This window comes from Microbacterium suwonense (genome assembly GCF_030296555.1).
Lineage (GTDB): Bacteria > Actinomycetota > Actinomycetes > Actinomycetales > Microbacteriaceae > Microbacterium > Microbacterium suwonense.
Genome location: NZ_AP027728.1, coordinates 1,802,707 through 1,827,764, shown reverse-complemented (window position 1 = coordinate 1,827,764; position 25,058 = coordinate 1,802,707). Strand labels below are relative to the sequence as shown.

At 66.7% G+C, this 25,058-nt stretch carries 26 protein-coding genes and 1 pseudogene; 18 read left to right on the top strand and 9 right to left on the bottom strand.

Annotation, left to right across the window (positions count from 1 at the left end; genetic code table 11):
• Position 1: 1 nt before the first annotated feature.
• Together QUE33_RS09130 and QUE33_RS09125 are read left to right on the top strand one after the other, a co-directional pair.
• The gene (locus tag QUE33_RS09130; protein WP_286299332.1) at positions 2-391 is read left to right on the top strand and encodes an aldolase/citrate lyase family protein; all 390 of its coding nucleotides are present in this window, start codon (positions 2-4) and stop codon (positions 389-391) included.
• On the top strand, positions 391-894 hold the full coding sequence (locus QUE33_RS09125; protein ID WP_286299331.1) for an aldolase/citrate lyase family protein: 504 nt from the start codon (positions 391-393) through the stop codon (positions 892-894). The genes QUE33_RS09130 and QUE33_RS09125 overlap by 1 nt, the downstream gene beginning before the upstream one ends.
• 83 nt (positions 895-977) lie before the next feature.
• Here the strand turns inward: QUE33_RS09125 and QUE33_RS09120 are convergent, their stop codons facing one another.
• Positions 978-2,177: an NAD(P)/FAD-dependent oxidoreductase gene (locus QUE33_RS09120; RefSeq protein ID WP_286299330.1), complete on the bottom strand. Its 1,200-nt coding sequence runs from the start codon at positions 2,175-2,177 to the stop codon at positions 978-980.
• A 92-nt stretch (positions 2,178-2,269) separates the two neighbouring features.
• Between QUE33_RS09120 and QUE33_RS09115 the strand changes: the two genes are divergently transcribed.
• Both QUE33_RS09115 and QUE33_RS09110 read left to right on the top strand, forming a co-directional pair.
• Positions 2,270-2,614, top strand: a complete 345-nt coding sequence (locus QUE33_RS09115; RefSeq protein ID WP_286299328.1) for a DMT family transporter — start codon at positions 2,270-2,272, stop codon at positions 2,612-2,614.
• On the top strand, positions 2,611-2,925 hold the full coding sequence (locus tag QUE33_RS09110; protein WP_286299327.1) for a DMT family transporter: 315 nt from the start codon (positions 2,611-2,613) through the stop codon (positions 2,923-2,925). Before QUE33_RS09115 ends, QUE33_RS09110 begins: the two co-directional genes overlap by 4 nt.
• A gap of 100 nt (positions 2,926-3,025) precedes the next feature.
• Here QUE33_RS09110 and QUE33_RS09105 read toward each other — a convergent pair whose 3' ends face one another.
• Positions 3,026-3,514, bottom strand: a complete 489-nt coding sequence (locus tag QUE33_RS09105) for an ester cyclase (protein WP_286299326.1) — start codon at positions 3,512-3,514, stop codon at positions 3,026-3,028.
• Complete coding sequence (locus QUE33_RS09100) at positions 3,511-3,936, bottom strand: ester cyclase (RefSeq protein ID WP_286299324.1); 426 nt, start codon at positions 3,934-3,936, stop codon at positions 3,511-3,513. The genes QUE33_RS09105 and QUE33_RS09100 overlap by 4 nt, the downstream gene beginning before the upstream one ends.
• A 273-nt stretch (positions 3,937-4,209) precedes the next feature.
• Here QUE33_RS09100 and QUE33_RS09095 point away from each other — a divergent pair, with 273 nt between their 5' ends.
• Both QUE33_RS09095 and ppsA read left to right on the top strand, forming a co-directional pair.
• On the top strand, positions 4,210-5,034 hold the full coding sequence (locus QUE33_RS09095) for a pyruvate, water dikinase regulatory protein (RefSeq protein WP_286299323.1): 825 nt from the start codon (positions 4,210-4,212) through the stop codon (positions 5,032-5,034).
• Positions 5,035-5,056: 22 nt separating this feature from the next.
• A complete protein-coding gene (gene ppsA, locus QUE33_RS09090) occupies positions 5,057-7,480 on the top strand; it encodes a phosphoenolpyruvate synthase (protein WP_286299321.1) in 2,424 nt (807 codons plus the stop codon).
• Positions 7,481-7,665: 185 nt separating this feature from the next.
• Here ppsA and QUE33_RS09085 read toward each other — a convergent pair whose 3' ends face one another.
• The 4 genes from QUE33_RS09085 to QUE33_RS09070 all read right to left on the bottom strand — a co-directional run bounded on the left by QUE33_RS09085 (position 7,666) and on the right by QUE33_RS09070 (position 12,421).
• Positions 7,666-8,457, bottom strand: coding sequence for a DUF2971 domain-containing protein (locus QUE33_RS09085; RefSeq protein ID WP_286299319.1), 792 nt, complete (start codon positions 8,455-8,457; stop codon positions 7,666-7,668).
• Between the two features lie 870 nt (positions 8,458-9,327).
• Complete coding sequence (locus QUE33_RS09080) at positions 9,328-9,900, bottom strand: hypothetical protein (protein ID WP_286299318.1); 573 nt, start codon at positions 9,898-9,900, stop codon at positions 9,328-9,330.
• Between the two features lie 2 nt (positions 9,901-9,902).
• Positions 9,903-11,051 carry a zinc-dependent alcohol dehydrogenase gene (locus QUE33_RS09075; protein ID WP_286299316.1) on the bottom strand — a complete coding sequence of 383 codons (1,149 nt, stop codon included), beginning with the start codon at positions 11,049-11,051 and terminating at the stop codon, positions 9,903-9,905.
• Positions 11,052-11,578: 527 nt separating this feature from the next.
• The gene (locus tag QUE33_RS09070; protein WP_286299315.1) at positions 11,579-12,421 is read right to left on the bottom strand and encodes an alpha/beta fold hydrolase; all 843 of its coding nucleotides are present in this window, start codon (positions 12,419-12,421) and stop codon (positions 11,579-11,581) included.
• A 118-nt stretch (positions 12,422-12,539) separates the two neighbouring features.
• On the opposite strand from QUE33_RS09070, the gene QUE33_RS09065 reads away from it, so the two are divergent.
• From QUE33_RS09065 to QUE33_RS09045, 5 genes and pseudogenes are all read left to right on the top strand, one after another.
• Positions 12,540-13,106, top strand: coding sequence for a TetR/AcrR family transcriptional regulator (locus QUE33_RS09065; RefSeq protein WP_286299314.1), 567 nt, complete (start codon positions 12,540-12,542; stop codon positions 13,104-13,106).
• A gap of 362 nt (positions 13,107-13,468) precedes the next feature.
• The gene (locus tag QUE33_RS09060; RefSeq protein ID WP_286303131.1) at positions 13,469-14,236 is read left to right on the top strand and encodes a 3-oxoacid CoA-transferase subunit A; all 768 of its coding nucleotides are present in this window, start codon (positions 13,469-13,471) and stop codon (positions 14,234-14,236) included.
• Positions 14,233-14,868: a 3-oxoacid CoA-transferase subunit B gene (locus QUE33_RS09055; protein WP_286299313.1), complete on the top strand. Its 636-nt coding sequence runs from the start codon at positions 14,233-14,235 to the stop codon at positions 14,866-14,868. The genes QUE33_RS09060 and QUE33_RS09055 overlap by 4 nt, the downstream gene beginning before the upstream one ends.
• A pseudogene (locus tag QUE33_RS09050) lies at positions 14,865-16,033 on the top strand (thiolase family protein). Before QUE33_RS09055 ends, QUE33_RS09050 begins: the two are co-directional and overlap by 4 nt.
• Positions 16,034-16,042: 9 nt before the next feature.
• Positions 16,043-16,840 (top strand): IclR family transcriptional regulator domain-containing protein, encoded by a 798-nt coding sequence (locus QUE33_RS09045; RefSeq protein ID WP_286299311.1) that lies wholly within the window; start codon positions 16,043-16,045, stop codon positions 16,838-16,840.
• 33 nt (positions 16,841-16,873) lie between these two features.
• Here the strand turns inward: QUE33_RS09045 and QUE33_RS09040 are convergent, their stop codons facing one another.
• The gene (locus QUE33_RS09040) at positions 16,874-17,593 is read right to left on the bottom strand and encodes an SDR family oxidoreductase (protein WP_286299310.1); all 720 of its coding nucleotides are present in this window, start codon (positions 17,591-17,593) and stop codon (positions 16,874-16,876) included.
• Entirely contained in the window at positions 17,586-18,218 is a 633-nt protein-coding gene (locus tag QUE33_RS09035; protein ID WP_286299309.1) for a TetR/AcrR family transcriptional regulator, read from the bottom strand. The genes QUE33_RS09040 and QUE33_RS09035 overlap by 8 nt, the downstream gene beginning before the upstream one ends.
• A gap of 153 nt (positions 18,219-18,371) precedes the next feature.
• Between QUE33_RS09035 and QUE33_RS09030 the strand changes: the two genes are divergently transcribed.
• The 7 genes from QUE33_RS09030 to QUE33_RS09000 all read left to right on the top strand — a co-directional run bounded on the left by QUE33_RS09030 (position 18,372) and on the right by QUE33_RS09000 (position 24,987).
• Positions 18,372-19,430: a 3-carboxyethylcatechol 2,3-dioxygenase gene (locus tag QUE33_RS09030; RefSeq protein ID WP_286299306.1), complete on the top strand. Its 1,059-nt coding sequence runs from the start codon at positions 18,372-18,374 to the stop codon at positions 19,428-19,430.
• Positions 19,390-20,199: an alpha/beta fold hydrolase gene (locus QUE33_RS09025; protein ID WP_286299304.1), complete on the top strand. Its 810-nt coding sequence runs from the start codon at positions 19,390-19,392 to the stop codon at positions 20,197-20,199. The genes QUE33_RS09030 and QUE33_RS09025 overlap by 41 nt, the downstream gene beginning before the upstream one ends.
• Positions 20,196-20,990, top strand: a complete 795-nt coding sequence (locus QUE33_RS09020) for a 2-keto-4-pentenoate hydratase (RefSeq protein ID WP_286299300.1) — start codon at positions 20,196-20,198, stop codon at positions 20,988-20,990. Before QUE33_RS09025 ends, QUE33_RS09020 begins: the two co-directional genes overlap by 4 nt.
• Before the next feature lie 13 nt (positions 20,991-21,003).
• Positions 21,004-21,474, top strand: coding sequence for a nuclear transport factor 2 family protein (locus tag QUE33_RS09015; RefSeq protein WP_286299297.1), 471 nt, complete (start codon positions 21,004-21,006; stop codon positions 21,472-21,474).
• Positions 21,471-22,247 carry an HpcH/HpaI aldolase family protein gene (locus tag QUE33_RS09010; protein WP_286299295.1) on the top strand — a complete coding sequence of 259 codons (777 nt, stop codon included), beginning with the start codon at positions 21,471-21,473 and terminating at the stop codon, positions 22,245-22,247. Before QUE33_RS09015 ends, QUE33_RS09010 begins: the two co-directional genes overlap by 4 nt.
• Complete coding sequence (mhpA, locus tag QUE33_RS09005) at positions 22,238-23,884, top strand: bifunctional 3-(3-hydroxy-phenyl)propionate/3-hydroxycinnamic acid hydroxylase MhpA (protein ID WP_286299293.1); 1,647 nt, start codon at positions 22,238-22,240, stop codon at positions 23,882-23,884. Before QUE33_RS09010 ends, mhpA begins: the two co-directional genes overlap by 10 nt.
• A 116-nt stretch (positions 23,885-24,000) precedes the next feature.
• Positions 24,001-24,987, top strand: a complete 987-nt coding sequence (locus QUE33_RS09000; RefSeq protein WP_286299292.1) for an ABC transporter substrate-binding protein — start codon at positions 24,001-24,003, stop codon at positions 24,985-24,987.
• Positions 24,988-25,058 lie beyond the last annotated feature (71 nt).

Below are 25,058 nucleotides of genomic sequence, written 5' to 3'. Positions count from 1 at the left end.
CGTGACGCAGAAGGAAGCCCGGCGGGCGTACGCCTCGATGGTGAGTGTCATAGAAGTCCCCATTCTCAACGACAAGTACTGGTCGAAGGTGCCGGAGCTTGCGGTCGATGCGATCATGCTCGACCTCGAGGACTCCGCTGCGCCGTCGACGAAGGCAGCGGCGCGCGACGCCATCGTGGCGGCGCTGCGTGAACCGGATTACTTCGGCGGACGGCGCATCATCGTTCGCTGCAACAACCTCGCGAGTCCGTGGGGACGCGATGATCTCGAAGCGCTCGCCGCCGTCGACACCGACTTCGTGGTCTCCTATCCGAAACTCGACGAGGTCGACGAACTCGACGCCGTCGCCGGAATTCTGGAGGCGGGGGCCGGCGACGTGGCCTGCATGTGATGATCGAGACCCCGCGTGCCCTGACCGAAGTCGACCGCGTGGCAGCGCACGCAGCAGTCGACGGGCTGCACTACGGGTACGTCGATCTCGCCGCGGAAATGGGCTCGCGACCGTTCGACGACGACGGCGCGCTGTCGGAGCTGACGACGGGATATGCGCGCTCGCGCATCGCGGTCGCCGCTGCGGCTCACGGTCTGTTCGCGACCGGTGGCTCACTCATACCCGACTACAAGGACACGACGAAGGTCGCCCAGCTGGTGCGCACCTGGGCCGACCTCGGCTACACCGCGTGCATCGCGGTGACTCCGGCGCATCTGCCGATCATCAACGAGGTCATGCGTCCGTCGCCGAGTGCGGTGGAGCGTGCGCGCGCGACCAGCAGCGCGTATGAGAGCGCCCTCAGCGAAGGCAAGCCGGCTGCAGTCGTGGACGGTCGCGTCGTGACCATGCCGGACTACCGCGTAGCTCAGCTGGTGCTCGAACGTGCGGGCATACGTGACTGATCGATAAGGGATTCACGCAATGAAGGGGGCGAGGTTCACACCTCGTCCCCTTCATTGCGCCGGGCAGCGTCACCGCTGTGTTCTCAGGCGGCAACCTCGAGCGAGTCGACGGGCACTCCGTCGAGCACGTGCTTGCGCATCATCATCACTCGAGTGCCGGCGTTCATGCCGGCGATCGACAGCAACCGGTCGCCTCGGCTGTACGCGACGAGAATGGCGTCGTCCGTCTGGTCGAGCACGGTCTCGTCGGTGAACCCGAAGGAAGAGCCGATGCTCTGAATCTTCTGGCCGAACTGATCAGACCAGAAGTATGGCGCGCTGCTGAAGCCCGCTGGGTCGTGCGCGCCGTGGATCCGGCGGGCGGCATAGGCCGCCTGCTCGATGGCGTTGGTCCAGTGCTCGACGCGCATGCGACGCTCGTAGAGCGGGTTCGTCCATGACGCGACGTCTCCCGCAGCCACGATCGTGCCCTCGAAGCCGTGCACTGCACACGTCTCGTCGAGTTCGACGCCGTCGCCGAGCGGGAGCCCTGAGTTCTCGAGCCAGGCTGTGGCGGGGCGGGATCCGATCGCGACGAGGACGACGTCGGCGGGGACGATCCCGCCACTTGTGAGCTCGACGTGGGAGACTGTTCCGTCGCCTCCGCTGCCGAGTCGCGCCACGCCGTCGCCGAGCACGAGATTCACCCCGGCGGTGCGGTGCTTCTGAGCGATGTGCGTGCCGAAGGTGTCACCCAGCACTCGCGACAGCGGGATCTCGGCTGCCTCGATGACCGTGACGGACTTTCCGAGGGAACGAGCGACGGCGGCGACTTCGAGACCGATGAATCCCGCGCCGACGATGACGACGTCTTTGGCGCGATCGAGGTCCGCCTTCATCGCGAGCGCGTCGGCGCTTGTGCGCAGTGTGTGCACGCGTTGCAGGGTCGGAGAGAACGGGCTGGGGCGGGCTTCAGAACCCGTCGCGATCACGAGCCGGTCATACCCGACCTTCTGAGTCACACCCTCGATGTCGGCGACGTGGACCGTCTGGGCCTGCGGGTCCAGGCCCTCGAGAGTCGCGCCCGACATGAGCGCTAGATCGAGGTCCGCCGGAGTCGGCACCTTCATGGTTTCGGTCGATACCGCGCCGCTCAGGAGGCCCTTGGAGACTTCTGGTCGCCGGTAGGCGACGAGCGGATCCTGGTCGATCAGGGCGATCGAACCCTGGTAACCGTGGCGGCGCAGCTCTCGCGCTGCGGACACGCCGGCGATAGATGCGCCGGCGATCACGATGCGGTCCATTCCGCTTCCTCTCCATTGACGAATAACTAAGATTATCATGAACATAGATAGATCCATACATCCGATATGCTTCTCAACGTCGAGGGGGTGCCATGCGCAGGGGCAGAGTTCTTCTCTCAGGAGCGATCGTCGCTGAGGTCTGTGCGACGTTGAGCCTGCGTGCGGCGAACGACAGCGCGCCTTGGCTGGCGGTGGCCGCGGTCGGCTACGTGGCGGCATTCTTCTTTCTCGCGCTGACGCTGAGGGCGGGGATGAAGATCGGCGTCGCCTACGGAATCTGGTCGGCGTGCGGCATCGTGCTCACCGCTGTTGCCGCCGCCGTGATCTTCGGTGAGCTGCTCACCTGGAGTGATGCGCTCGGGATCGGACTGATCGTCGGGGGAGTCGCACTCGTCGAGTTCGGATCGCGCGGCGAGTCCACGAGCGGAGCCCAATGATGTGGTTCGTGCTTGCCGGTGCGATCGCCTGTGAGGTTGCGGCGACTCTTGCACTGAATGCGTCCAAGGGTTTCGAGGACCGGCGCTATGTCGCGCCCGTGACCGCGGGCTACACTGCGGCTTACCTGCTCCTCTGGGCCGCGTTGGCGATGGGGATGCCGGTGGGCATCGCGTATGGCATCTGGGCCGGCGTCGGAGTCGCTGTCGTCGTCGTTCTCGCCAAGGTGCTGTTCGGTGACGACCTCCCGCCACGCATGATATTCGGGATCGGGCTGATCGTCGCGGGCGTCGTGATCATCCACCTGGAGTGACGACTGAGGCGAGACTCGTCGCAGAAGGTAAGTCGTTGCAGACAGAGGGCCCCGACCTGCATTCGTTGTGCAGGTCGGGGCCCTCTCATCCAGCCCTGGATCACGCGGTGGCTGACGTCTCCTCGTCATCCAGGCGTCCGCCGGCGAGCAGCGGGTCGCGCACGGCGTAGCCGAGGTTGCCGGTCTCGATCGACGGAGTGAGGAAGTCGAAGTACGCGACCTCGCGGATGACCTTGCCGTCCTCATCGAACCAGTCGGTGTTCACGCCCGTGGTGACGATGTCTTTGCCGTTTGTCGGGAGCCCGAGGAACGACTTGGCACCAGTGCAATCCCAACGCCAGCGGTAGACCGCGGGGTTCGGTCCCGAGAAGAACTCCACCAGGGTGAACTTGTGGATGCCGACACCGTTGTCAGGGTCGTCGTTCGCGTACGGCGTGAAGCCTTCGCGATAGATCTCCTTGCCGTAGTGAACCTCACCGGTGATGGGGTTCTCCGTCTGGAACTTCTCATCGTCCGCCCACAACGTGTCGACGACGAGATCCTTCGTCGCGAACGATGCGAGGTAGTTCTCGGCCCATTCCTTGTTCATTTCTGTTGCTCCTTTGCTTCTTCTTCCCAGTATTCGGAATTGAGAACCGGTAGCCCGAGGTCGAGTGCCGGCTTGACGAAGTCCCAGTACGCGACTTCGCGGACGACCTTGCCGTCGTCATCGAACCAATCGATGTTCACGCCCGTCGTCACAATCGTCTTGCCATTCGTCGGAACGCCAAGGAAGTCCGACGCGTGCTTCAGCACCCACTTCCAGCGGTAGACGATCGGGTTCTGACCGGGCTCGGAGAGGAACTCCTCGACGGTGAACGTGTGGATGCCGATGCCGTTTTCCGGGTCCTTGTTGGAGTAGCGGATGAACGACTGGCGCAGCACCTCGCGGTCGTGGTGCACCTGTTCGAGGATCGGATCCTCGAACATCACCTCATCCGCCCACTGGGCGATCACATCGTCGGCGCTCACGGAGAACAGGCGGAGATTGTTCTCGGCCCACTCCCTTGTCAAGTGCGGCTTCACTGTCTCGGTGGACATCGAATCGGCTCCCTACGTGCTTCATTGCATTCGGATTGAAACTGATCATTCGATCTATGCGTATGATAACGAGAAAATGAGCAAGGCGCAATGACAGAGGTGGAAAGGGGCTGTCGTGCGGGATGGTTGCCGATTACGAAAGAACGCTTATTCCTTCGCGCGTTCTAGGCATTGGAAACCTCGGAAGCTTCATAGGGTGCTCGTATGACCGAGATCGTCGATGCCACCCGCGCCGCGTACTTCGTGTCGGACAGCACGGGTGTCACCGCTGAAACCCTGGGCAACGCCCTCCTGGCGAACTTCCCGGGCTTCCGCTTCCTCAAGCACACCATCCCGTTCGTCGACACGGACGCTGAGGCGCGCGCGGTCGTCGCCAGCATCGACAAGGACGCGGCAGCGGGCCGCGAACCGCTTCTGTTCATCACGGTGAAACAGGCGGCGCTGCGCAGCATCCTCGGGGCCTCCGAAGCCACGGTCATCGACCTGCTCGCCGGGCACCTGACCGAGCTCGAGCAGGCGCTCGGTGTGACGGCATCCGAGCAGCTCGGCGCGTATCACGGCCTCGGCGACACCGACCGCTACTTCGCACGGATGCGGGCTGTCGAGTACGCGATCGAGCACGACGACGGGCAGAGCTCCCGCGCCCTGGACCAGGCCGACGTCGTCCTCATCGCGCCGTCGCGCTGCGGCAAGACTCCGACGACCATGTATCTCGCCCTGCAGCACGGCCTGCGGGTGGCGAACTACCCGCTCACCGACGATGATTTCCCGACCGAGGGCCTGCCGCGCTCGGTCGCGAAGTACGGCGCGCGCTGCTTCGGCCTGACGACCACGCCGCTGCGACTGAGCCAGGTGCGCCATGAGCGTCGCCCGAGCTCGCGCTATTCCAGCCTGGAGCAGTGCACGATCGAGCTGCGCCGTGCCGAAGACCTCTACCGGCGCAACCGTGTCCCCTTCCTGAACTCCTCGACCAAAAGTGTCGAGGAGATGTCCGCGGTCATCATGCAGACCATGAAGCTGCGCGCGTGACCCGATCGAAAGAAGAAGCGCTATGAGCAACATCCTCTGGTTCGACGAGGTCGGCATGGCCGACCTGCCCCAGGTCGGCGGCAAGAACGCCTCGCTCGGCGAGATGGTCTCGAACCTCGCCGACCTCGGCGTGCGCGTGCCCGGTGGGTTCGCGACGACCGCGGATGCCTATCGCGCCTTCCTCGCCTCCGACGGGCTGGACACCCGCATCCGCACCGCCGTGGAGGAGATCGACGTCGATGACGTCACCCAGCTCTCCCGGGTCGGTGCCGTCGTGCGCGAGTGGATCGAGCAGCAGCCGTTGCCGGCCGACATCGAGCGCGACATCCGCGCCGCCTGCACGCGACTCGTCGACAACGACCCCGCTCCGGACGACGTCTCCTGGGCGGTGCGCTCCTCCGCCACCGCCGAGGATCTCCCCGATGCATCGTTCGCGGGCCAGCAGGAGACCTTCCTCAACATCTCCGGCGTCGACAACATCCTGCAGGCCGTCAGGCAGGTCTTCTCCTCTCTCTACAACGACCGCGCGATCGCCTACCGGGTGCACAACGGCTTCGACCACCACGACGTCGCGCTGTCGGTGGGCGTTCAACGGATGGTCCGCTCCGACATCGGAGCGTCCGGGGTGATGTTCACCGTCGACACCGAGTCCGGCTTCCCGGACGCCGTGTTCATCACCAGCTCCTACGGCCTCGGTGAAGCCGTGGTGCAGGGCGCCGTGAACCCCGACGAGTTCTACGTCTACAAGCCTGCGCTCGCAGCCTCCCGCCCCGCGATCCTGAAGCGCGCGGTGGGGGAGAAGGCGATCGCGATGCGGTACACGGACAGCGATCAGGTGGGCGGGACGACCGTCTTCGAGGACGTCCCGGCCGACCGGCGCCGGCTGTTCAGCATCACGGATGCCGAGGTCGAGGAACTCGCTCGTCACGCCGTCACGATCGAGCAGCACTACGGGCGCCCGATGGACATCGAATGGGCGCGCGACGGCGGCGACGGCAAGCTCTACATCCTTCAGGCGCGACCGGAGACGGTCGTCTCACGGGCGGATGCGAACGTGATGAGGCGGTTCGTGCTGACAGAGCGCAGCGATGTGCTCGCCACCGGACGGGCGATCGGGCAGAAGATCGGATCGGGCGCCGTCAGCGTGCTGCGCGGCATCGAGGACATGGCGCGCTTCCGCGCCGGTGACGTGCTGGTGGCCGACATGACCGACCCCGACTGGGAGCCGATCATGAAGAAGGCCTCCGCCATCGTCACCGATCGCGGTGGGCGCACCTGTCACGCCGCGATCATCGCCCGCGAGCTCGGCATCCCCGCGGTCGTCGGCACGGGGGATGCCACACGGGTGCTGCCCGACGGACTCGACGTCACCGTGTCCTGCGCCGAGGGCGATGACGGCTTCGTCTACGAGGGTCTGCTCGAGTTCCGCGAGGAGCAGACGCACCTGGATCGGATGCCGGAGGTGCCGGTCAAGATCATGATGAACGTCGGCACCCCCGACCAGGCCTTCTCGTTCTCCCGCCTGCCCAACCGCGGTGTGGGGCTCGCGCGGCTGGAGTTCATCATCAACCGTCAGATCGGCATCCACCCGCGGGCGCTGCTCGACTTCGACGACCTGCCCGCCGACCTCCACGACCAGGTCGCCGAGCGCATCGCGGCGTACCCGTCGCCGCGCGAGTTCTTCGTGCAGCGCGTGACCGAAGGCGTCTCGATGCTGGCAGCGGCGTTCGCCCCGGAGCCGGTGATCGTGCGGATGAGCGACTTCAAGTCGAACGAGTACGCGAACCTGCTCGGCGGCGACCGCTACGAGCCGCATGAGGAGAACCCGATGATCGGGTACCGCGGAGCATCGCGGTACATCTCGGCAGACTTCCGTGAGTGCTTCGACATGGAGTGCGAGGCGCTGCGCCGGGTGCGCGACGACATGGGGCTCACGAACGTGAAGATCATGATCCCGTTCGTCCGCACGGTCGCCGAGGGTGCCGCGGTCATCGAGCTGCTCGCCGAGAATGGTCTGCGTCGCGGGGAGAACGGGCTCGAGGTGGTGATGATGTGCGAGGTGCCCTCGAACGCGCTGCTGGCGGACGAGTTCCTCGACCACTTCGACGGATTCTCCATCGGCTCCAACGACATGACCCAGCTCACCCTCGGGCTCGATCGTGATTCGGCGCTGGTCGCGGCCACGTTCGATGAGCGCGACCCTGCGGTGAAGAAGATGCTCGCCATGGCCATCGAGGCCTGCCTGCGCCGCGGCAAGTACGTCGGCATCTGCGGGCAGGGACCCTCGGACCACCCCGACCTTGCCGACTGGCTGCTCGATCAGGGGATCGAGTCGATGTCACTCAACCCCGACACGGTCGTGGAGACCTGGATGCGGCTGGCGCAGCGCGTCGCGGCCCCTCTCTGCAGTCGGCGTGACAGGGTTCTGAGGCTTCGTCCAGCATGAGACTGCCCCGCGGGGCTTGCCGTCTCATGCGGGATGGCAGGTCTCGCGGCCGAGCCCAGTCGGGCGTAGCGGAGTTCCCGGCAGCGCTGCAGCCCGTCAGACGTGATCGCGCCGGGAGTGTGCGGTGCGACCCCATTGAGAATGCGCAGGACGATGCACGCTTTCGCGGCCGTTGCGCGGTAAAGCTATGTCCGAAGTGTGCTGCTGGAGCGAAGGATCGGGGCGTGCAGATAGTCCGGATACATTGCGTCTTGGACGAGGGACTCTGTGTCTCGATCGACGCCAGGACCGAGACGCACGGCTGCGATAGGAAGCGGCGATGGAGATCTGGTGGAGTACTCAGGGGATCTGATTCTTTTGGCATGGAGTTCCCTCCCGCCCGTTAACTCGACGTACTTTCGCCCCGAAAGTGATTCGTGCACCAGGTTGAGATCTAGGGGATCGCCGACGGCGTAGCGGATCTCACGCTCCGAACGAAAGCTACGATTCTTGGAGCCATGAATCACGGTCGTGATTGCGTCTGCAGCCCAGACATTCGCATACTGCCACTGAGAGAAGGAAGCCGCGGCCGCGGCTCCGAACTGCATCAGTTCGGCGGCCCGCTTGAGTGCTTGCCTCGAAGCGCGAGCCTGTTTCTTCTCTGAGTAGATCATTCGGTGCCAATGAAGCGGATAGTCGGCGATCTCCGTGTTGACGGTGGACTCATAGACCCCGGTACGATCGAGTACGACCGGATAGTGCCACTTCTTCCATGCGATAGCCACGCCTCCAACCCCGGCATATCTCTGCCACTGAGAGACGTCATCGCCAGAGCGACTAAATGAGATCGCGAAAGCGCTGCGTTCGAACGTGTTGCTAACCGCGTCCTCGATCGCATCCTGCACGTCGCCATCGATCTCGCCAGCCCGTTGAGCGTAGCGCAGTACCTCGCGGACAATCACTTGTTGCCCAGTCGCAATCTCGGCAGTGTCGTTCATCGTCTCTAAGGACGAGGCGCGCCAGATATTCGATCGAGTGATGGCAGCCAACGATTGGGCTGACGTATAGTGCCAGATTAGCCGGCCTGACGGACGAGGCCGAGAGTCTGGGAGCGCGCGCTCCCAAGGAAAGTCAATCATTAAGTGGAGCTTAGCTACTCGCTTCCCGGGGAATCGCTACGAGTACGGGGAATTCAACGACCCCGCAAGCCGGGGTGACGAGCCGTCCGCTCGACTAGCGGCAGGATCGAACGGCTGGTCAGCGAACTCGTCGAGCTTGAGGTGCGATGAACGAGATCCAGGAGCATCTCAGAGTTTCGGGTTCAGAGCCCATCCTCATCTGGCGCGTCACTAGGTGTCCCAAAAGTGTCCGGAGCATCCCGAGGATGGCGTTTCTGACGAGTTTCGCTGTGTCTTCCGAGCGTGACGAGCATGGGGGCCCGCCTCCAAAATGCCGCGGAAACACGGGCTTCCCAGTCGTTGAAAGGGGACTGGAGCGATGAAGCCAATCGATGATTGGCCCGAGCGCACCACCCTGCTAGGGTCATGCGCCTCAACGCTCCAGGCTACGACGGACTTCCCACACTTGGCCCACTCCCGTCTGCCCACATTTTGCCCACGAACCAAACGGAATCAGGCCTGATTGGTCCGCATGAGCAGGCGTCGGACGGTCTCCGGATCCGCATGATTCCGCGGATTCCGGGACAAACAGGAACGAGACCAGAAGACCAGATGTAGCCCGCGCACGACTCATAATCGTGAGGTCGCGGGTTCGAGTCCCGCCTCCGCTACAGCGGAGGACCCCCGGATTTCCGGGGGTTTTGTCGTATCCGGGCTCGCCCCGACGATCCGCCTCCGATGCCCACTCTGTCACCCGCGGAGCCGGCTCGCCGCGAACCGGAGTGCGCAGACCACAGCGGCGACGGCCCCCACCCAGGGCCCGACGACGATGATGGGGTCGAGCCAGGTGTGCCTGATGTCGAGGCGGCCGCGGCCGAAGCGTGACCCGATCGGGTGATGACGGCCTTCGGCCAGGATGCCCGTCTGCGTGAAGGGCTGGTCAGGGCGCCGGGTGAACAGCGAGCGTACGTGGGCGCCGACGGATTCCGTGCGGTCGCCGAGCACGAGGATCAGCCATCGGAGGTTCTTCGTCTCGCTGAGGTGATCGTAGGCGAACCGGCGGATGCGGCCGGAGACGCCGTGCAGCGGCTGGGCCGTCCCGTACACGGGTGTCAGCATCGCGTGTTCGATCGAGCGTTCGCGGCTCGGACTGTCCGGCTGACGCTCGGGGAAGCTCCAGTGGGCGCCCGTCGGCCCGAGGTCGTCTCGCTGCTGCCAGGTTCGACGATGCTCCGGTGCGTTGTCTGCGCCCCACCCCGGGATCCTCGCCCGCAGTTCCTCTGTCGACGGCGTGAGGTCGGGCTTCGCTGACTCGTACGGCATGATCACTCCTCTCCGACCACGATGACGGGTTTGATGCAGCCATCGAGCTTTGCCGAGAACACGTGGTAGGCCTCGGCGATGTGTTCCAGGGGAAAGCGGTGCGTGAGGAGCTCGCCGGGGTTCACATGTCCTTCGCGGATGTGCTCGAGCAGCCGAGGCCACTGACGCTTGACGGGTGCCTGATTCGCCCGCACCGTCAGACCCTTGTTGACGATGTCGCCCAGTCGGACGGAGGAGACCAGCGGGCCGTATGCGCCGATCAGCGAGACGGTCCCGCCCTTGCGTGCCGAGTCGATCGCCCAGTTGACCGCCACCGGTGACCCGCCCTGAAGCTTCAGCTTCGCTCCCGTGACGTGCTGCAGGACACTGCCGTCAGCCTCGGCGCCGACCGCATCGATGACGACGTCGGCTCCCAGGTGGCCCGTCATCTTCTTCAGCGCGAGCACGATGTCATTCACCTCCGAGAGGTGGATCGTCTCCGCGAACGCGAAGCTTCTCGCCTTCTCCAGCCGGTAGTCGATGTGGTCGACGACGATCACGCGGCCCGCGCCGAGGAACCACGCCGACCGGGCGGCTGCCAGGCCCACCGGTCCGGCACCGAAGACGACGACGGTGTCGTGCATCGCGATGTCTCCGAGCTGAGCGCCGAAGTAGCCGGTCGAGAACGCATCGGTGAGCATGAGGGCGTCCTCCGAGCTCAGCCACTCCGGAATGATCGACGGCCCCACATCCGCGAACGGCACCCGCACGTACTCCGCCTGCCCGCCGTCGTACCCGCCGGTCGTGTGCGAGTAGCCGTAGATGCCTCCTACCGCCGTGGCGTTCGGGTTCACGTTGTGACAGTTGGAGAACAGCCCGCGGCTGCAGAAATAGCAGGAGCCGCAGTAGATGTTGAAGGGCACCATCACCCGGTCGCCGCGCTGCAGCGTCTCGACGGAAGGGCCGACCTCCTCGACGATCCCGACGATCTCGTGACCGAACGTGTGGCCGATGCGCGTGTCCGGCATCATGCCGTGGAACAGGTGGAGATCCGAGCCGCAGACGGCGGCGCGCGTCACCCGGACGATGGCGTCGTTCGGATGCTGGATCGTCGGCCTCGGCTTCTCTTCCACGCGGATCTTGTACGGTCCGCGGTACGCCATGGCTCTCACCGGACCACCTCCACCGGACTCGGGACTGCCGTCACGACGAGGACGATCCGGGTCGGGGTCGCATAGGGGTGATCACTGGCTGCTCCTTGATCGTGATGGCGCGCGGCCGGCGGGGAACCGGTTCGGCTGGACGATCGAGGCTAATCAGCGGCGGCGTCATCGCGGAGGGCATTGACGGGAGACGTCGCGCGACGTATTTACAGCGCCGTACGCGATCCGCTCCGTCGGAAGCGAACTCCCGCTACCTGAGCGTCGCCTGTGCGCGTGGGATCTCTGCCACGAGGTACGACGTGCCCGTGTGGGGAGCGCAGGGCACGACCTTGAGTCGCGCTCACGGCCACGACGAGTCGACCCCCGCTCTCCGAGAGGGCGGGGGTCGCTCGCGCGGGAGGGTGGGGACGCCTGCCCGGCCGCGAATGAGACGCAAAGCCGCGAGGTGCCGCCGGCGTGCTCACGTTCCGATGCGCGGGACTGCAGGCCTGCTGTCGTGGAGGTCGGGGAACACGCGCCCCCGACCTCCGCTTCGGTCACTTGCGGAGAAACGCCGTGAGGGCCGCCTTGACGTCGTCGGCGTGGGTCCACAGCAGACCGTGCGGGGCGTCCTCGACCTCGACATAGGTGGCATCAGGCACCAGGGCGTGGAACGGCCGGGCGGTCGCGTCGATCGGCAGGATGCGGTCGGCGGTGCCGTGCAGGATGAGAACCGGCTTGCCGCTCTCGCGGACTGCGGTCACGTCGGAGCGGAAGTCCTCGATCCACGACGGGACGACCGCGTAGGCGGCCACCGGGGCACTGCCGATGGCGACGTTCCAGCTGCCGTCCACCGCGGCCTGGCTGATGCGCGTGCCGAGGTTCTCATCGAGGTTGTAGAAGTTCGCGTAGAAGTCCGTGAACCAGGCGAAACGGTCGCCCTTCGCCGTCGCGGCGATGTCATCGAAGACCGTCTGAGGGACACCTGCCGGGTTGTCGTCGCGAGCGACGAGCATCGGGCCGAGCGATCCGAGGAACGCGAGCTTGGCGATGCGCTCGTGACCGTAGCGCCCGACGTAACGGGCGAGTTCGCCCGTGCCCATCGAGAAGCCGACCAGGATGACGTCGCGCAGATCCAGGGTCTCCAGGAGGGTGTTCAGGTCGGCGGCGAAGGTGTCGTAGTCGTATCCGTCGTTCACCTTGGACGACTGTCCGAAGCCCCGGCGGTCGTACGTGATCACGCGGTAGCCCTGTGCGAGGAGGTCACGGGTCTGCCGCTCCCAGCTGTGTCCGTCCAGGGGATAGCCGTGGATCAGGACGACCGGCTGACCCGCGCCCTGGTCCTCGTAGTACAGCTCGATGTCGGTGCTGTTCTGGGTCCCGACGGTGATGACAGCCATGATGCAATCCTTTCGTTGGCCCCCGCAAGGGGGATTGTTGATGGTGAGAACGCTCGTTCTCGCGTGCTATTCCCTCACAGTAGAGAACGATCGTTCTCATGTCAAGTAGACTGTGCGTATGACTGATGACGAGACACGCGAGAACATCCTCTCGGCAGCCGGAGACCTGTACTACCGCAAGGGCTACGCAGCCGTCGGCATGGATGAGCTGCGCTCGGCGGCCGGTGTGTCACTGCGACGGCTCTACGGCGAGTTCCCGTCGAAGTCCGACATCGTCAAGGGCGTCCTCGCGCGCACCCATGAGCAGTGGGAGGAGGGTCTGAGAAGCCGTGTGGACGCGGCGGGGCCGTCGGCGCGCGAACAGCTGACAGCCGTCTTCGCCTATCTGCAGGACTGGTTCGGCGCGGACGATTTCCGCGGTTGCGCGTTCATCAACGCGTTCGGTGAGCTGGGCGGCACGGACCCGGAGATCGCCGGGATCGTGCGCGATCACAAGAACTCCTTCCAGCAGTACATGGCGGACCTCGTGGCGGAGAAGGGAGGCAGCGAGCTGCTGGCTGCACAGCTCTCCATCCTCGCCGAGGGGGCGCAGAGCACGGCGGCGATCTCCGGTGATCCCATCGCGGCCGAGCAGGCGAGGTCGGCCGCCGAAGTCCTCATCGACGCTTCGCTCCGCACGGCGTGACGCTCGTCCGCTATGTGATGGCCAAGGGTGCGTCTGATATCGACGGCCGCGCCGGTCCGCGAACCGCGTCGGTCGTGGTTCTGGTCGCGGTGGCCGCGCTCGGTCTGGCAGTGGGCTTCATGGAGTCGGCGTTCGGCCCGCACCTGGCGCTGCTGATCGGTGCCCTGGTGCTCGGGCTCGGCCGGGCGCAGCATCCGTTCGCGTTGCTGAATCCTGCTTGTGCTGCGCATATCACTGGCGCGGATGCTGAGAGCAGCAGCGCGAACAACGTACGGTGCGCGGCGAAGCGGCGAGCGGGCGCTCTGCTATTCTGTTCATTAAGCGAACGTACGTTCGCACAGCGAACACTCTTGAGGAGATCCGTGATCGACAAGACGATGTCGGATGCCGCGGTCGCGGTCGCGGACATCCCGGACGGTGCGACCGTGATGATCGGCGGTTTCGGGCGGGCCGGACAGCCCGTCGAGCTCATCGACGCGCTCATCGCGCACGGGCCCCGCGACCTCACGATCGTGAACAACAATGCCGGCAACGGTGAAACGGGTCTCGCCGCCCTCCTCGCGCGCGGCCTGGTGCGCAAGATCGTGTGCTCCTTTCCGCGCCAGAGCGACTCGATGGTCTTCGACCGCCTGTACCGCGCAGGAGAGATCGAGCTCGAGCTCGTCCCGCAGGGCAACCTCGCCGAGCGCATCCGCGCCGCCGGCGCAGGCATCGGCGCGTTCTTCTCTCCCACGGGCGTGGGCACCGAGCTCGCCCGCGGAAAGGAGGAGCGGACCATCGACGGCCGCCGCTACGTTCTCGAGTATCCGCTCAAAGCCGACTTCGCCCTCATCAGCGCGCTCCGGGGCGACCGCTGGGGCAACCTGACCTATCGTGCGACCGCCCGCAATTTTGGACCCATCATGGCCACCGCTGCCACGACGACGATCGCGCAGGTCGACGAGGTGGTCCCGCTCGGGGCGATCGATCCGGAGCACGTCGTCACGCCGGGCATGTTCGTCGACCGCCTCGTCGCCGTCGGAGCACGGAACTGGTTGCGTGAGGGCGAGTTCATCGGCGGGGTCGACCTGGAGGGCCGCCCGCTGCATGCCGACGAGACGGATGTCGTGACCGAGGGCGAGAAGCGATGAGCAGCCGTATCACCCGTGACGAGTTGGCCGCGCGCGTCGCCGCCGATATCCCCGAGGGCGCCGTCGTCAACCTGGGCATCGGTGCGCCGACGCTGGTGGCCGACTATCTGCCCGCCGATCTCGAGATTCTCCTGCACACCGAGAATGGGCTGCTGGGTATGGGGCCGGCGCCGGCGCAGGGACGGGTCGACCCAGATCTCATCAACGCCGGCAAGCAGGCGGTGACGGCGCTCGCCGGAGCGTCCTACTTCCACCACGCGGACTCGTTCGCGATGATGCGCGGAGGACACCTCGACATCTGCGTGCTCGGGGCCTTCCAGGTCGCGGAGAACGGCGATCTCGCCAACTGGTCGACGGGGGCGCCCGGGGCGATCCCGGCCGTCGGCGGTGCCATGGACCTCGCCATCGGCGCCAAGGACGTGTACGTGATGACAGACCTGCTCACGAGGGACGGCGCATCCAAACTCGTCTCCGCGTGCACCTACCCGCTCACCGGCGTCGGCTGCGTCAGCCGCGTCTACACCGATCACGCCGTCTTCGAGGTCACTGCAGGCGGTTTCCGCGTGCGTGAGGCCTTCGGCGACAACACCATCCGAGCCTTGGAAGAACTCACCGGACTGGAGCTGTCATGAGAGTCACCCACATCTACGACGCAGTGCGCACGCCGTTCGGCCGCTCAGGCGGCGCCCTCTCCGGCATCCGCGCCGATGACCTCGCCGCCGCCGTCATGCGCGCAAGCGTCGAGCGCACCGGCCTCGACGCGGCACGCATCGACGACGTGATCTTCGGCGACGCCAATCAGGCCGGCGAAGACAACCGCAATGTCGCGCGATTCGGCGCTCTGCTCGCCGGATTTCCCACGTCGGTGACGGGGGTGACGGTGAACCGGCTGTGCGCATCCAGTCTGGAGGCCGTCATCCAGGGGTCACGAGCCATCGAGTCGGGGGATGCGGAGATCATCCTCGCGGGCGGAGTGGAGTCCATGAGCCGTGCCCCCTACGTGGTGGAGAAGTCCGCCAAGGCGTTTCCGGCGACCGGGAACCAGACCATGTGGAACACAGCGATCGGCGCGCGCATGGTCAATCCTGCCCTGCCCGCAGCCTGGGCCATCTCCAACGGCGAGGCGGCCGAGCGGATCGCGGTGAACGCGGGCATCACCCGGGAGGACCAGGATGCATTCGCTCTGAGGTCGCATCAGCGGGCTGCCAAGGCCTGGGCCGACGGCATCTACGACGACGAGATCGTGCAGGTCGAGGGGGCGGCGCTCATCAGGGATGAGGGCATCCGCGAGGAGTCGACGCTCGAGAAGCTCGCCGGGCTGCGCGCTCTGTTCGCCGACGGCGGCAGCGTCACGGCGGGCAATTCGTCCTCGATCAACGACGGCGCGTCAGCCGTGCTGCTCGGCGCGGAGGGCGTGCTCGATCACGAGCCGCTGGCCCGGATCACCGGACGCGCCGCGCACGGCGTGGATCCGGAGGACTTTCCCATCGCGCCGATCGAAGCCGCGAACAAGGCGCTCGCGCGTGCCGGCCGCACCTGGGCGGACGTCGACGTCGTCGAGCTGAACGAGGCGTTCGCATCGCAGTCGCTCGCCTGCCTGCGCGGCTGGCCGGATCTCGACCCCGAGAAGCTCAACATCCACGGCGGTGCCCTCGCGATCGGGCATCCGCTCGGCGCCTCCGGCGGCCGCATCCTGGGACACGCCGCGCACGAGCTGCGGCGGCGCGGAGGGGAGTCGCGATCGCCGCGATCTGCATCGGCGTCGGGCAGGGCCTCGCGGTCGTGCTCGAGCGCTAGGGTTTCGATGTGACTGCGACCGACGAATCCCCCGCTGCGAGCTCTCCCGGCGGGGACTTCGTCCAATCCCTCGCGCGAGGGCTGGCTGTGATCAAGGCGTTCGACGGCGAGCCCGCGGCCCTCTCGCTGGCCGAGGTCGCGCGCCGTGCGGGCATTCCTCGTGCCGCCGCCCGACGCTTCCTGCGCACCCTCGAGCAGCTCGGCTATCTGCGCGCCGTGCCCGAGGGGCGATACGCGATGACCCCGCGGGTGCTCGAGCTCGGCTACGGCTATCTCTCGTCACTGTCGCTCCCCGAGATCGTGCAACCCCATCTCGAGGATCTCTCCCGCCAGGTCGGCGAGTCGGTGTCGGTCGCGGTGCTCGACGGCGATGAGATCGTCTACGTCGCCCGTGCCGCCGGTCGGCGCATCATCAGCGTCCGGATCACCATCGGCACGCGGTTGCCCGCTTTCGCGACGAGTATGGGACGAGTGCTCCTGTCGGCTCGTCCCGAGACGGAGGCGCTCTCGCTCATCGACAGCTCCGAGCGCCCGCCCTACACACCGCGCACGCGAGTGGACAGCGCCGAACTGACGACCGAGATCCGCGTGGTGCGTGAGCAGGGCTGGGCCATGGTCGACGGCGAGCTGGAGGAGGGCCTTCGCTCGATCGCCGTGCCGCTGCGGTCGAGGGGCGAGGTCGTCGCGGCCGTCAATGTGTCGACCAGCACCGGTCGTGAATCGGCCGACGAGACGCGTCGAGCGCTGCTCCCTGCGCTGACGCAGACCGCGACGGCGATCGAGGCCGAACTGCGGGTAGCCCTCTGACCGGCGGCGGTCGGCTGATCAGCGCGAGCCCGTTCAGAGGGAGCGCGTCTCGCCCCCGTCCGCGCGGAGGTTCTGACCGGTGATGTAGCCCGAATCACTGCCGGCGAGGAATCGGATCACGCGGGCGAGTTCCCTGGTGCTCTGCGCTCGCCGCAGCGGTATGCGCTGCGTCCATTGCGGGGATACGGTCGCAGGGTCGTCCGTCGTGAACCCGGGGAGCACATTGTTCATCCGGATGCCGTGCGGACCGTACTCCGTGGCGTAGAGCTTCGTGAACGCGGCGAGGGCGGCGCGCACCGTCGCCGACACGGGAAAGGAAGCGCTCGGCTCCAGAGCGGACGCCGTGGACACATTGACGATCGCACCGCCGCCGGCGGCCAGGAAGTGGGGCGTCACGAGGCGCGCCATGCGCACGACGTTCATGAGGTACAGGTCCATGCCGGTGAACCACTCGTCGTCGGTGACCTCCAGCAGCGGTCCGCGCGCGGCATGGCCGCTGCTGTTCACGACCGCGTCGATGCGCCCGTAGCGTGAGACGGCGAGGTCGACGACCGCGCGCAGCGCCTCGGGGTCGGTGTTCGCGCCATCGATCCCCTCGCCCCCGAGAGACTCCGCGAGCTGACGTCCGCGCCCGGACGGCGACATCGCGACGACGCGGTAGCCGTTCTCGGCGAACTCCCGGACAGCGGCCGCCCCGATCCCGGCGCCGGCCCCGACGATGATCGCGACCGGCGGAGTGGACTGCTCAGGCATCGGTGAGCTCCGAGACACGGGTTCTGATCAGATGCTCCAGGGCATCCGCGGCCATGGCGGCGGCATGTTCGAAATCGGTGTCATCGCCGGCCGCAGCCGCGATGCGGAACCCGTCCGTGACGGCTCGCGCCATGCCGGTGATGTCCCGTGCCAGCTTGTTCGCCTCGTCCTCGGGAAGCGCGGGGAACTCCGCGCGCAGCCGCTCGGCCATGAGGGTGAACATCTCCGCGCGGATGCCCAGGTAGCGCTGCCGTGCGGCGTTGTCGTCGAAACGGCGCAGGGCGAAGATGAGACCGATGCTCCAGAACGCCGCCGCGGGATCAGCCGATCCGGCCGATGCGGCTGCTGAGGTGCCGATGCTGATGCGCAGCCGCTCGCGCATCGAGCGCGACGGAGGGTTCGCGTCTTTCCAGATCTCGAAGCAGTAGTCCAGAAGCTCGGCGAAGAGCTGCTCCTTGTTCTGGAAGTGCCAGTAGACCGATCCGATGGGCAATCCCGAGGCGCGGGCGACGTCGACCATCGTCGTTCCCTCGTACCCCGCTTCCAGAGCGCGGGAGAGAACGGCCTCCAGGATCGCTCGCTTGGATGCCGCCGAGCCGTGATGCTCGCCCTTTCGTGTCGCCATGGCATTTCCTCCATCGAGCTCTGCGACCGCTTGACATCGCGCGGTCCACCGATCATAATAGCTGCAAGTTCTAGAATCTTGATTCCAGAATATGTATTCGCACCTGTCGATGCGAGTCCGAGCCACCGTCGGCACCAGGCAGAAGGAGAACCCATGTCGCTCGCAGTCGCCGCGCTTTCACACGCTCCGTCCTTCGGGAACGTCGACCCCGGAGGGAACACGTTCGCCGAGATCACTGCCGCCATCGACGAGGTCAAGGCGTTCATCGCCGACTTCGACCCGGAGGTCATCGTCGTCTTCGGCCCCGACCACTTCAACGGCCAGCTGTACTCGAACATCTCCCCGTGGGTGGTCGGCGCGCAGGCCGAGGGGATCGGCGACTACGGCACCACCGAGGGGCCGATCCGGGTGGACAGCGAGACGGCCCGCGAGCTGCACCGTCTTGTCCTCGAGCAGGGCATCGACATCGGCCGCTCCGAGCGCATGAAGGTCGACCACGGTGTGATGCAGCCGGTGAACTTCCTGTTCGGCACCGAGTTCACGCAGCCGATCATCCCGGTGTTCGTCAATTCGCTCGGCATCCCGCTGACCCCCATGAACCGCGTCCGCCTGATGGGCGAGGCATTCGGCCGCGCCGCGCAGCAGCTCGACAAGCGCGTGCTCTTCATCGCGTCCGGCGGCATCTCGCACGACCCGCCGATCCCGCGCTGGGAGGGCGCCCCGGGCACACTCCAGGAGCGCCTCATCGACTATGCACCCAGCCGCGACGAGCGGATGGCACGCGAGAACGCGATCGTCACCGCGATCCAGAAGATCGCCGACGGCGGCGGCAACAGCGACCCGCTGAACGAGGAGTGGGACACCCTTCTGCTCGACACGTTCCGCTCGGGCGATCTGACGCCGGCCGACGAGTGGGACAACTCCTGGTTCCTCGCCGAGGGGGCTCGGCCGCACACGAGATGCGCAGCTGGCTCGCCGCGTATGCTGCGCTGTCGACCGCCGGCCCCTACGGGTTCGACGTCGATCACTACTGGGCCGTCAAGGGCTGGGCCGCCGGCTTCGCGATCCAGGCGGCACGCACGTCATGACCGCACTGTCGACCTTCTGGGAGGCCATCGCCGACCTCCCGCACGTCCTGCACTACGTCCAGGTGGGCCCGTGGCGCACGCGCGTGCTCGAGATCGAACCGCAGGGCGGTTCGTCGACGGCTGAGGTCGTCGTGCTCGCCAACGGCACCAGCGGCCACATCGAGGCGTGGACGCAGAACGTCCGCGCGCTGGCCGTGGCGGGGTTCCGCGTCGTCGGCTACGACTACCCGGGCCACGGCTACACGACCCTGACCGACCACGACCTCGAGATCCCCGAGTACGAGCAGCACCTCCTCGGTCTGCTGGACACGCTCGGCCTCGACCGGGTGCACCTGGCAGGCGAGTCGCTCGGCGGCTGGCTCGCCGTGAAGTTCGCTGCGCACCACCCGGAGCGCCTGCGCACCGTGATCCTCAGCGCTCCCGGCGGGCGCGTGGTCGGAGAGCAGAAGGTCGACAAGGCGCAGTCCGTCAGTGTGCAGGCCGTCACCGAGCCGACCTTCGAGAACGTGAAGAAGCGCCTGCAGGTGGTCATCCACGATCCCGAGAACATCACCGACGAGCTCGTGAAGGTGCGCCGCGCGATCTACAGCCAGGATCCGAGCGGGGCGAACATGGCGCACGTCTCGGCGCTGCGCCGGCCCGAGCCGCGCTGGCGCAACCGCGTCACCGACGAGGACTTCGCCTCCATCGGGGTGCCCGCGCTGTTCGTCTGGACCGACAACGAGCCGACCGGCGACGCCGAGGAGGGCAGACGCCTGGCCGGGCTCATCCCCGACAACGAGTTCCTGCTCGTCGAGGGCGCCGCCCACTGGCCGCAGTGGGAGGGAGCGGACGCGTTCAACGCGGCCGCCACGGCGTTTCTCGCCCGCCACTCAGAAGGGAGCGACCAGTGACCGTCGACGCTCAGACCATCGTCGAGATCGCCCGCGAGCTGCATGACGCCAAGAACGGCACCTACACCGTTCCGTATGTGAGTCCGCGGCTTCCCGAGCACGACCTCGACTCCGCCTACGCGATCTCGGAGGCATTCGCCTCACTCCGCGAGAGCGAGCTCGGCGTGCGCCGCGTCGGACGCAAGGTCGGGCTGACCAACCCGCTCGTGCAGAAGCGCGTCGGAGTGTTCGAACCCGACTACGGCATCATCCACGACGACATGGTCTTCCAGTCCGGCGTCGTGCTGCCCGCATCCCGCTACAACCGGCTGCTCATCGAGGCCGAGGTCGCCTTCGTGCTCAAGAACGACATCCTCGATCCGTCCCTTGAGAGCATCGTCGCGGCGATCGACTACGTCACCCCGGCGTTCGAGATCGTCGACTTCCGCTACGGCGGCAGCGTCGGACAGATCGTCGACACGATCGCCGACAACGCCGGATGCAGTGGACTCGTCCTCGGCGAGGAGAAGCACCCCTACGGCGACGTCGACCTCACGGCCGTCGAGATGGTGATCACCGCCGGTGACACCGAGATCACCCGCGGCGTCGGCAGCAACGTGCTCGGCGACCCGGTCAATGCCGTGCAATGGCTCGCCGAGACGGCGATCACCACCGGGCATCCGCTGCGTGCCGGAGAGGTGCTGCTGTCGGGCTCGATCGGATACATCGAACCGTGGCCCGCCGACGTCGAGTGCGTCGCCACGATCACCGGACTCGGTCGCGTCACCGCGACCGTCGACTCGAAGGCCTGAGGAGATCTGAATCATGAGCGCCTACACGCCCGTACCCGCGATCACCCGCGTCGAGATCGAGCAGCTGATCTCCGAGATGCTGTACCGCCTCGACCACAACCAGGCCGACACCACCTGGGAGCTCTACACCGAGGACGGCGTCTCGGTCGGTCCGATGGGGCAGATGGGTCGTGAAGGGATGAAAGCATGGGGAGCCAAGCGCGCCCTGCAGACCGACATCGTCGGCCGCCACTTCATCGGAGCGATCCGCCTCGTTCCCGGAGCAGACGACGACGAGGTGCACGGCACCGTCCAGTACCTGACGTTCCGCGACGCGAATGACCCGCAGACCCAGCCCGCATCGGTCGGCGAGTTCCGCGAGGTCTACCGTCGCGTCGACGGCCGGTGGTTCTTCGCCCGTCGTGAGATCGCCCCGATCTTCGGCGGAACCGCCGCCGCAGCCCACGCGGCTCGGCTGGCCGATCGCAAGGACCAGGCGCAATGAAGGCTGCCGCACGCGGTGGCGCGCAGCCGGTGCTGTTCCACCAGTCCCTGCCCTCATTCTCCGAGCCCGAGTGGGCCCTGGCCGCGGGCTACGACGGCGTCATCCTCGATCTGCAGCACGGCGAACTCGGTGTGGAGGCGGCCTGCGGCATCCTCCGCTCCCTTCCCCGCGGGAACGCCTACGCGTACGCGCGGGTCGGGTCGATCGACACCGCGCCGATCCTGCGCCTGCTCGACAGCGGCGCGCGAGGCATCATCGCCCCGACCGTCGAGACCCGTGAGGCCACCGAGGCACTCGTCGCGGCGACCAAGTACCTGCCGGTCGGCAACCGCAGCCTGGGGCCGTCTCGGCCCGCACTCTACAGCGGCGACTCCTACGCCGACGCCGGCAATCTCGCCGTGTCGACCATCGCTCAGATCGAGACGCAGATCGGCGTCGACAACGCCGAAGCGATCGTCTCGACGCCCGGTCTCGACTCGATCTACATCGGTCCGGCCGATCTGGCCGTCTCCTACGGGCTGCCCGGCCGCGGCGACTGGGAGGACGGTCCGGTGAAAGACGCGATCGTGCACCTGCGCGAGCTGACGGATGCCCACGGCCTCACGCTCGGCATCTACTCCGGCCGCGCCGACTACACGGCCGCCCTCCTCGCCGAGGGGCTGATCGACTACGTCGGCCTCGGCATCGATCTCGTCCTGCTGAACCGCGCGTTCGGCGACACCATCTCCGCGCTGACCGCAGCGCGATCCTCCGGGAGTGCGTCATGGCTCTGAACTCCGCATCCGCCGTCTTCGACGTCCTCATCATCGGCGCGGGCCCGGTGGGACTCACGCTTGCCAACCTGCTCGGTCAGCAGGGGATCGAGGTGCTGCTCGTCGAGAAGGAGGACGAGCTCATCAGCTACCCGCGGGCCGTCGGCATCGATGACGAGGCGCTGCGCGTCATGCAGACCGCCGACATCGTCGGCGAGGTGCTGCCGCACACCATCCCCGATCAGAAGATCTACATGGTCAACGGCGACCGGCTCATCCTGTCGGAGGTCAACCCCACCACCCGCGAGTTCGGCTGGCCGCGCCGAAACGGCTTCGTGCAGCCGCTCGTCGATCGCGTGCTGCTGGAAGGGCTCGAGCGCTTCCCCCGTGTCAGCGTCCGCTTCGGCGCCGAGGTCACCGATCTCGTGGAGGATGCCGACGGCGTCGCAGCCACGCTCGCGAACGGCGAGACCGTCCGTGCGCGCTGGGTCGTTGCGGCCGAGGGTGGGGCATCCCCCACGCGCAAGCGCCTCGAGTTGTCGTTCGAGGGCGAGACGCGCCCCTCCGACGGGCTCGTGATCGACGTGGCGAACGACCCGATCGGGACACCGCATGCGGTGTTCGGCGGCGACCCGAAGCGCAGCTACGCCTCCATCTCGCTGCCGCACGGCATCCGCCGCTGGGAGTTCACGCTCTTCGAGGGCGAGGAGGCCGAGGTCACTGAGGAGTTCGCGCGCTCGCTGCTCGCGCCGCACGTGCCCGATCCGTCGAAGCTCGACATCATCCGCAGCCGCGTGTACCGCCACCACGCCCGTGTCGCCGGCGCGTTCAAGGTCGGGCGGATCATCCTCGCCGGGGACGCCGCCCACGTGATGCCCGTCGTCGGCGGCCAGGGGTGGAACTCCGGCATCCGCGATGCGTTCAACCTGGGCTGGAAGCTCGCCGCCGTCGTGAAGGGACAGGCGGATGCCGCCCTGCTCGACACCTACGAGCAGGAGCGTCTGGGGCATGTCGCACAGATGGTCGCCGTCTCGCTGGGCATGGCGAAGGAGATGACCGATCACGATCCCGCGGCGGCCGCCGAGCGCGACAGGATCGCTGCCAACCGGACTCCGGAGGAGCGCGCCGCGCAGGCCCAGCAGAAGTTCAAGCCGCAGCCGAAGTTCGATGCGGGCGTCGTCGTGCACACACCCCTGCCGGAGTTCAAGACGCTGCCGGCACGTGACGTGCCGCGGATGGCCGGGTCGATCTTCCCGCAGCCGCAGGCCACCGATGCCGACGGCGTGGAGATGCTCCTCGACGATGCCACCGGTCAGGGCTGGCGCGTGATCATGTGGAACAACGATCCTTCGAAGTTCGTGACGCCCGAACAGGCTCGCACCATCGCGGACCTCGGAGGACGCCTCGTGCAGGTCGTGCCGAGGTCGCAGCTGCCGTGGGTGCGTGCGCACGCCGCGGCGGACGTGACCATCGTCGGCGACCTCGGAGGAGAGGCGAGTCTGCAGGCCTGGTTCGACGCGCGACCGGTCGGCGCCGTGATCGTGCGACCGGACCATGTCGTGGCGGCGGAGTGCCTCGCCCAGGAGGTGCGGGAGGTGCTCGATCGTGTGTTCGAGGCGGCCAGCATCCGCGTGCGTCAGCCGGCTTCCCTCGCTTAGAGCCTTCCGCATCACCCCTGGAACATAAGAAAATATTATTCACTTAATCTGTATCTAAACGTGTATTATGTACTTATCGACCGACAAGGTCGACCCGGACTCAAAGAAGAGGTTTGATGATGTCGCTATCACGCGTTCTCGGAACCACCACTGTCACCGTCGCTCTTGCGGTCGGCCTTCTCGGCTGCTCGTCGGGTTCGGTCGATGGCAGCACCGTGAAGGAGACCCAGGAAGGTCTCACACCGATCTCGCTCGGCGTCTTCACCTCGCCGTCGGTCGCCGTGATCCAGGCGGGTGTGGAGCAGGGGTTCTTCGAGGAGCACGGCTTCGACATCGAGGTCATCCAGGCTGCTTCCTCGGCTGCACAGCTGCCGGCGCTCGACAGCGGCAAGATCCAGTTCCTCCTCGCCAGCCCCGTCACGCCGATCCTCGCGAACACTCAGGGGCTCGATGTGCAGATCGTCGCGGGCTACGCCCAGAACGACCCCGACACGGTCAACGATTCCACCGCCCTGCTCGTCGGCGCGGACTCCCCGCTGAAGAGCCCCAAGGACCTCGAAGGCAAGAAGGTCTCGATCAACGCGCTCGGATCGATCGGTGAGATCGGCATCAACGCCGCGGTCGAGGCCGACGGCGGCGACCCGAGCACGATCCAGTACATCCAGCTCGCGCTCGGTGACGTGCCGGCAGCTCTCGAGTCGGGCGAGATCGATGCCGGTATGACCGGCGCTCCGTGGATCGGACAGGTCGAGGCCGCCGGCGGCTCGGTGCTCAGCGACTTCATCCAGGAGGACGGTCTCGGAAAGAACGAGCTCGTGATCGCCGGCAACGGCACTTTCCTCAAGGACAACCCCGAGAAGGCGGAGGACTTCATCGCCGCGCTCGAGGAGACCTACGAGTACGCCAACGAGAACCACGACGCGCTCGCAGCCATGCTGCCCGAACTGCTCAGCATCCCTGAGGCGGCTGCCAAGAACCAGGTGTGGACCCTCTACTCCGCTGAGGTCGACCCGGCCGTGCTCGGAACCTTCGCAGAGCTGATGACCCGCTACGAGATCGTCTCCAACGAGCCCGACATGGATGCGATCATCTGGAAGCACTGACGTGATCAGGCGGAGATGCGGTGCGCTCGCACCGCATCTCCGCATCGGCCCCAATGAAAGATGGATGAAGC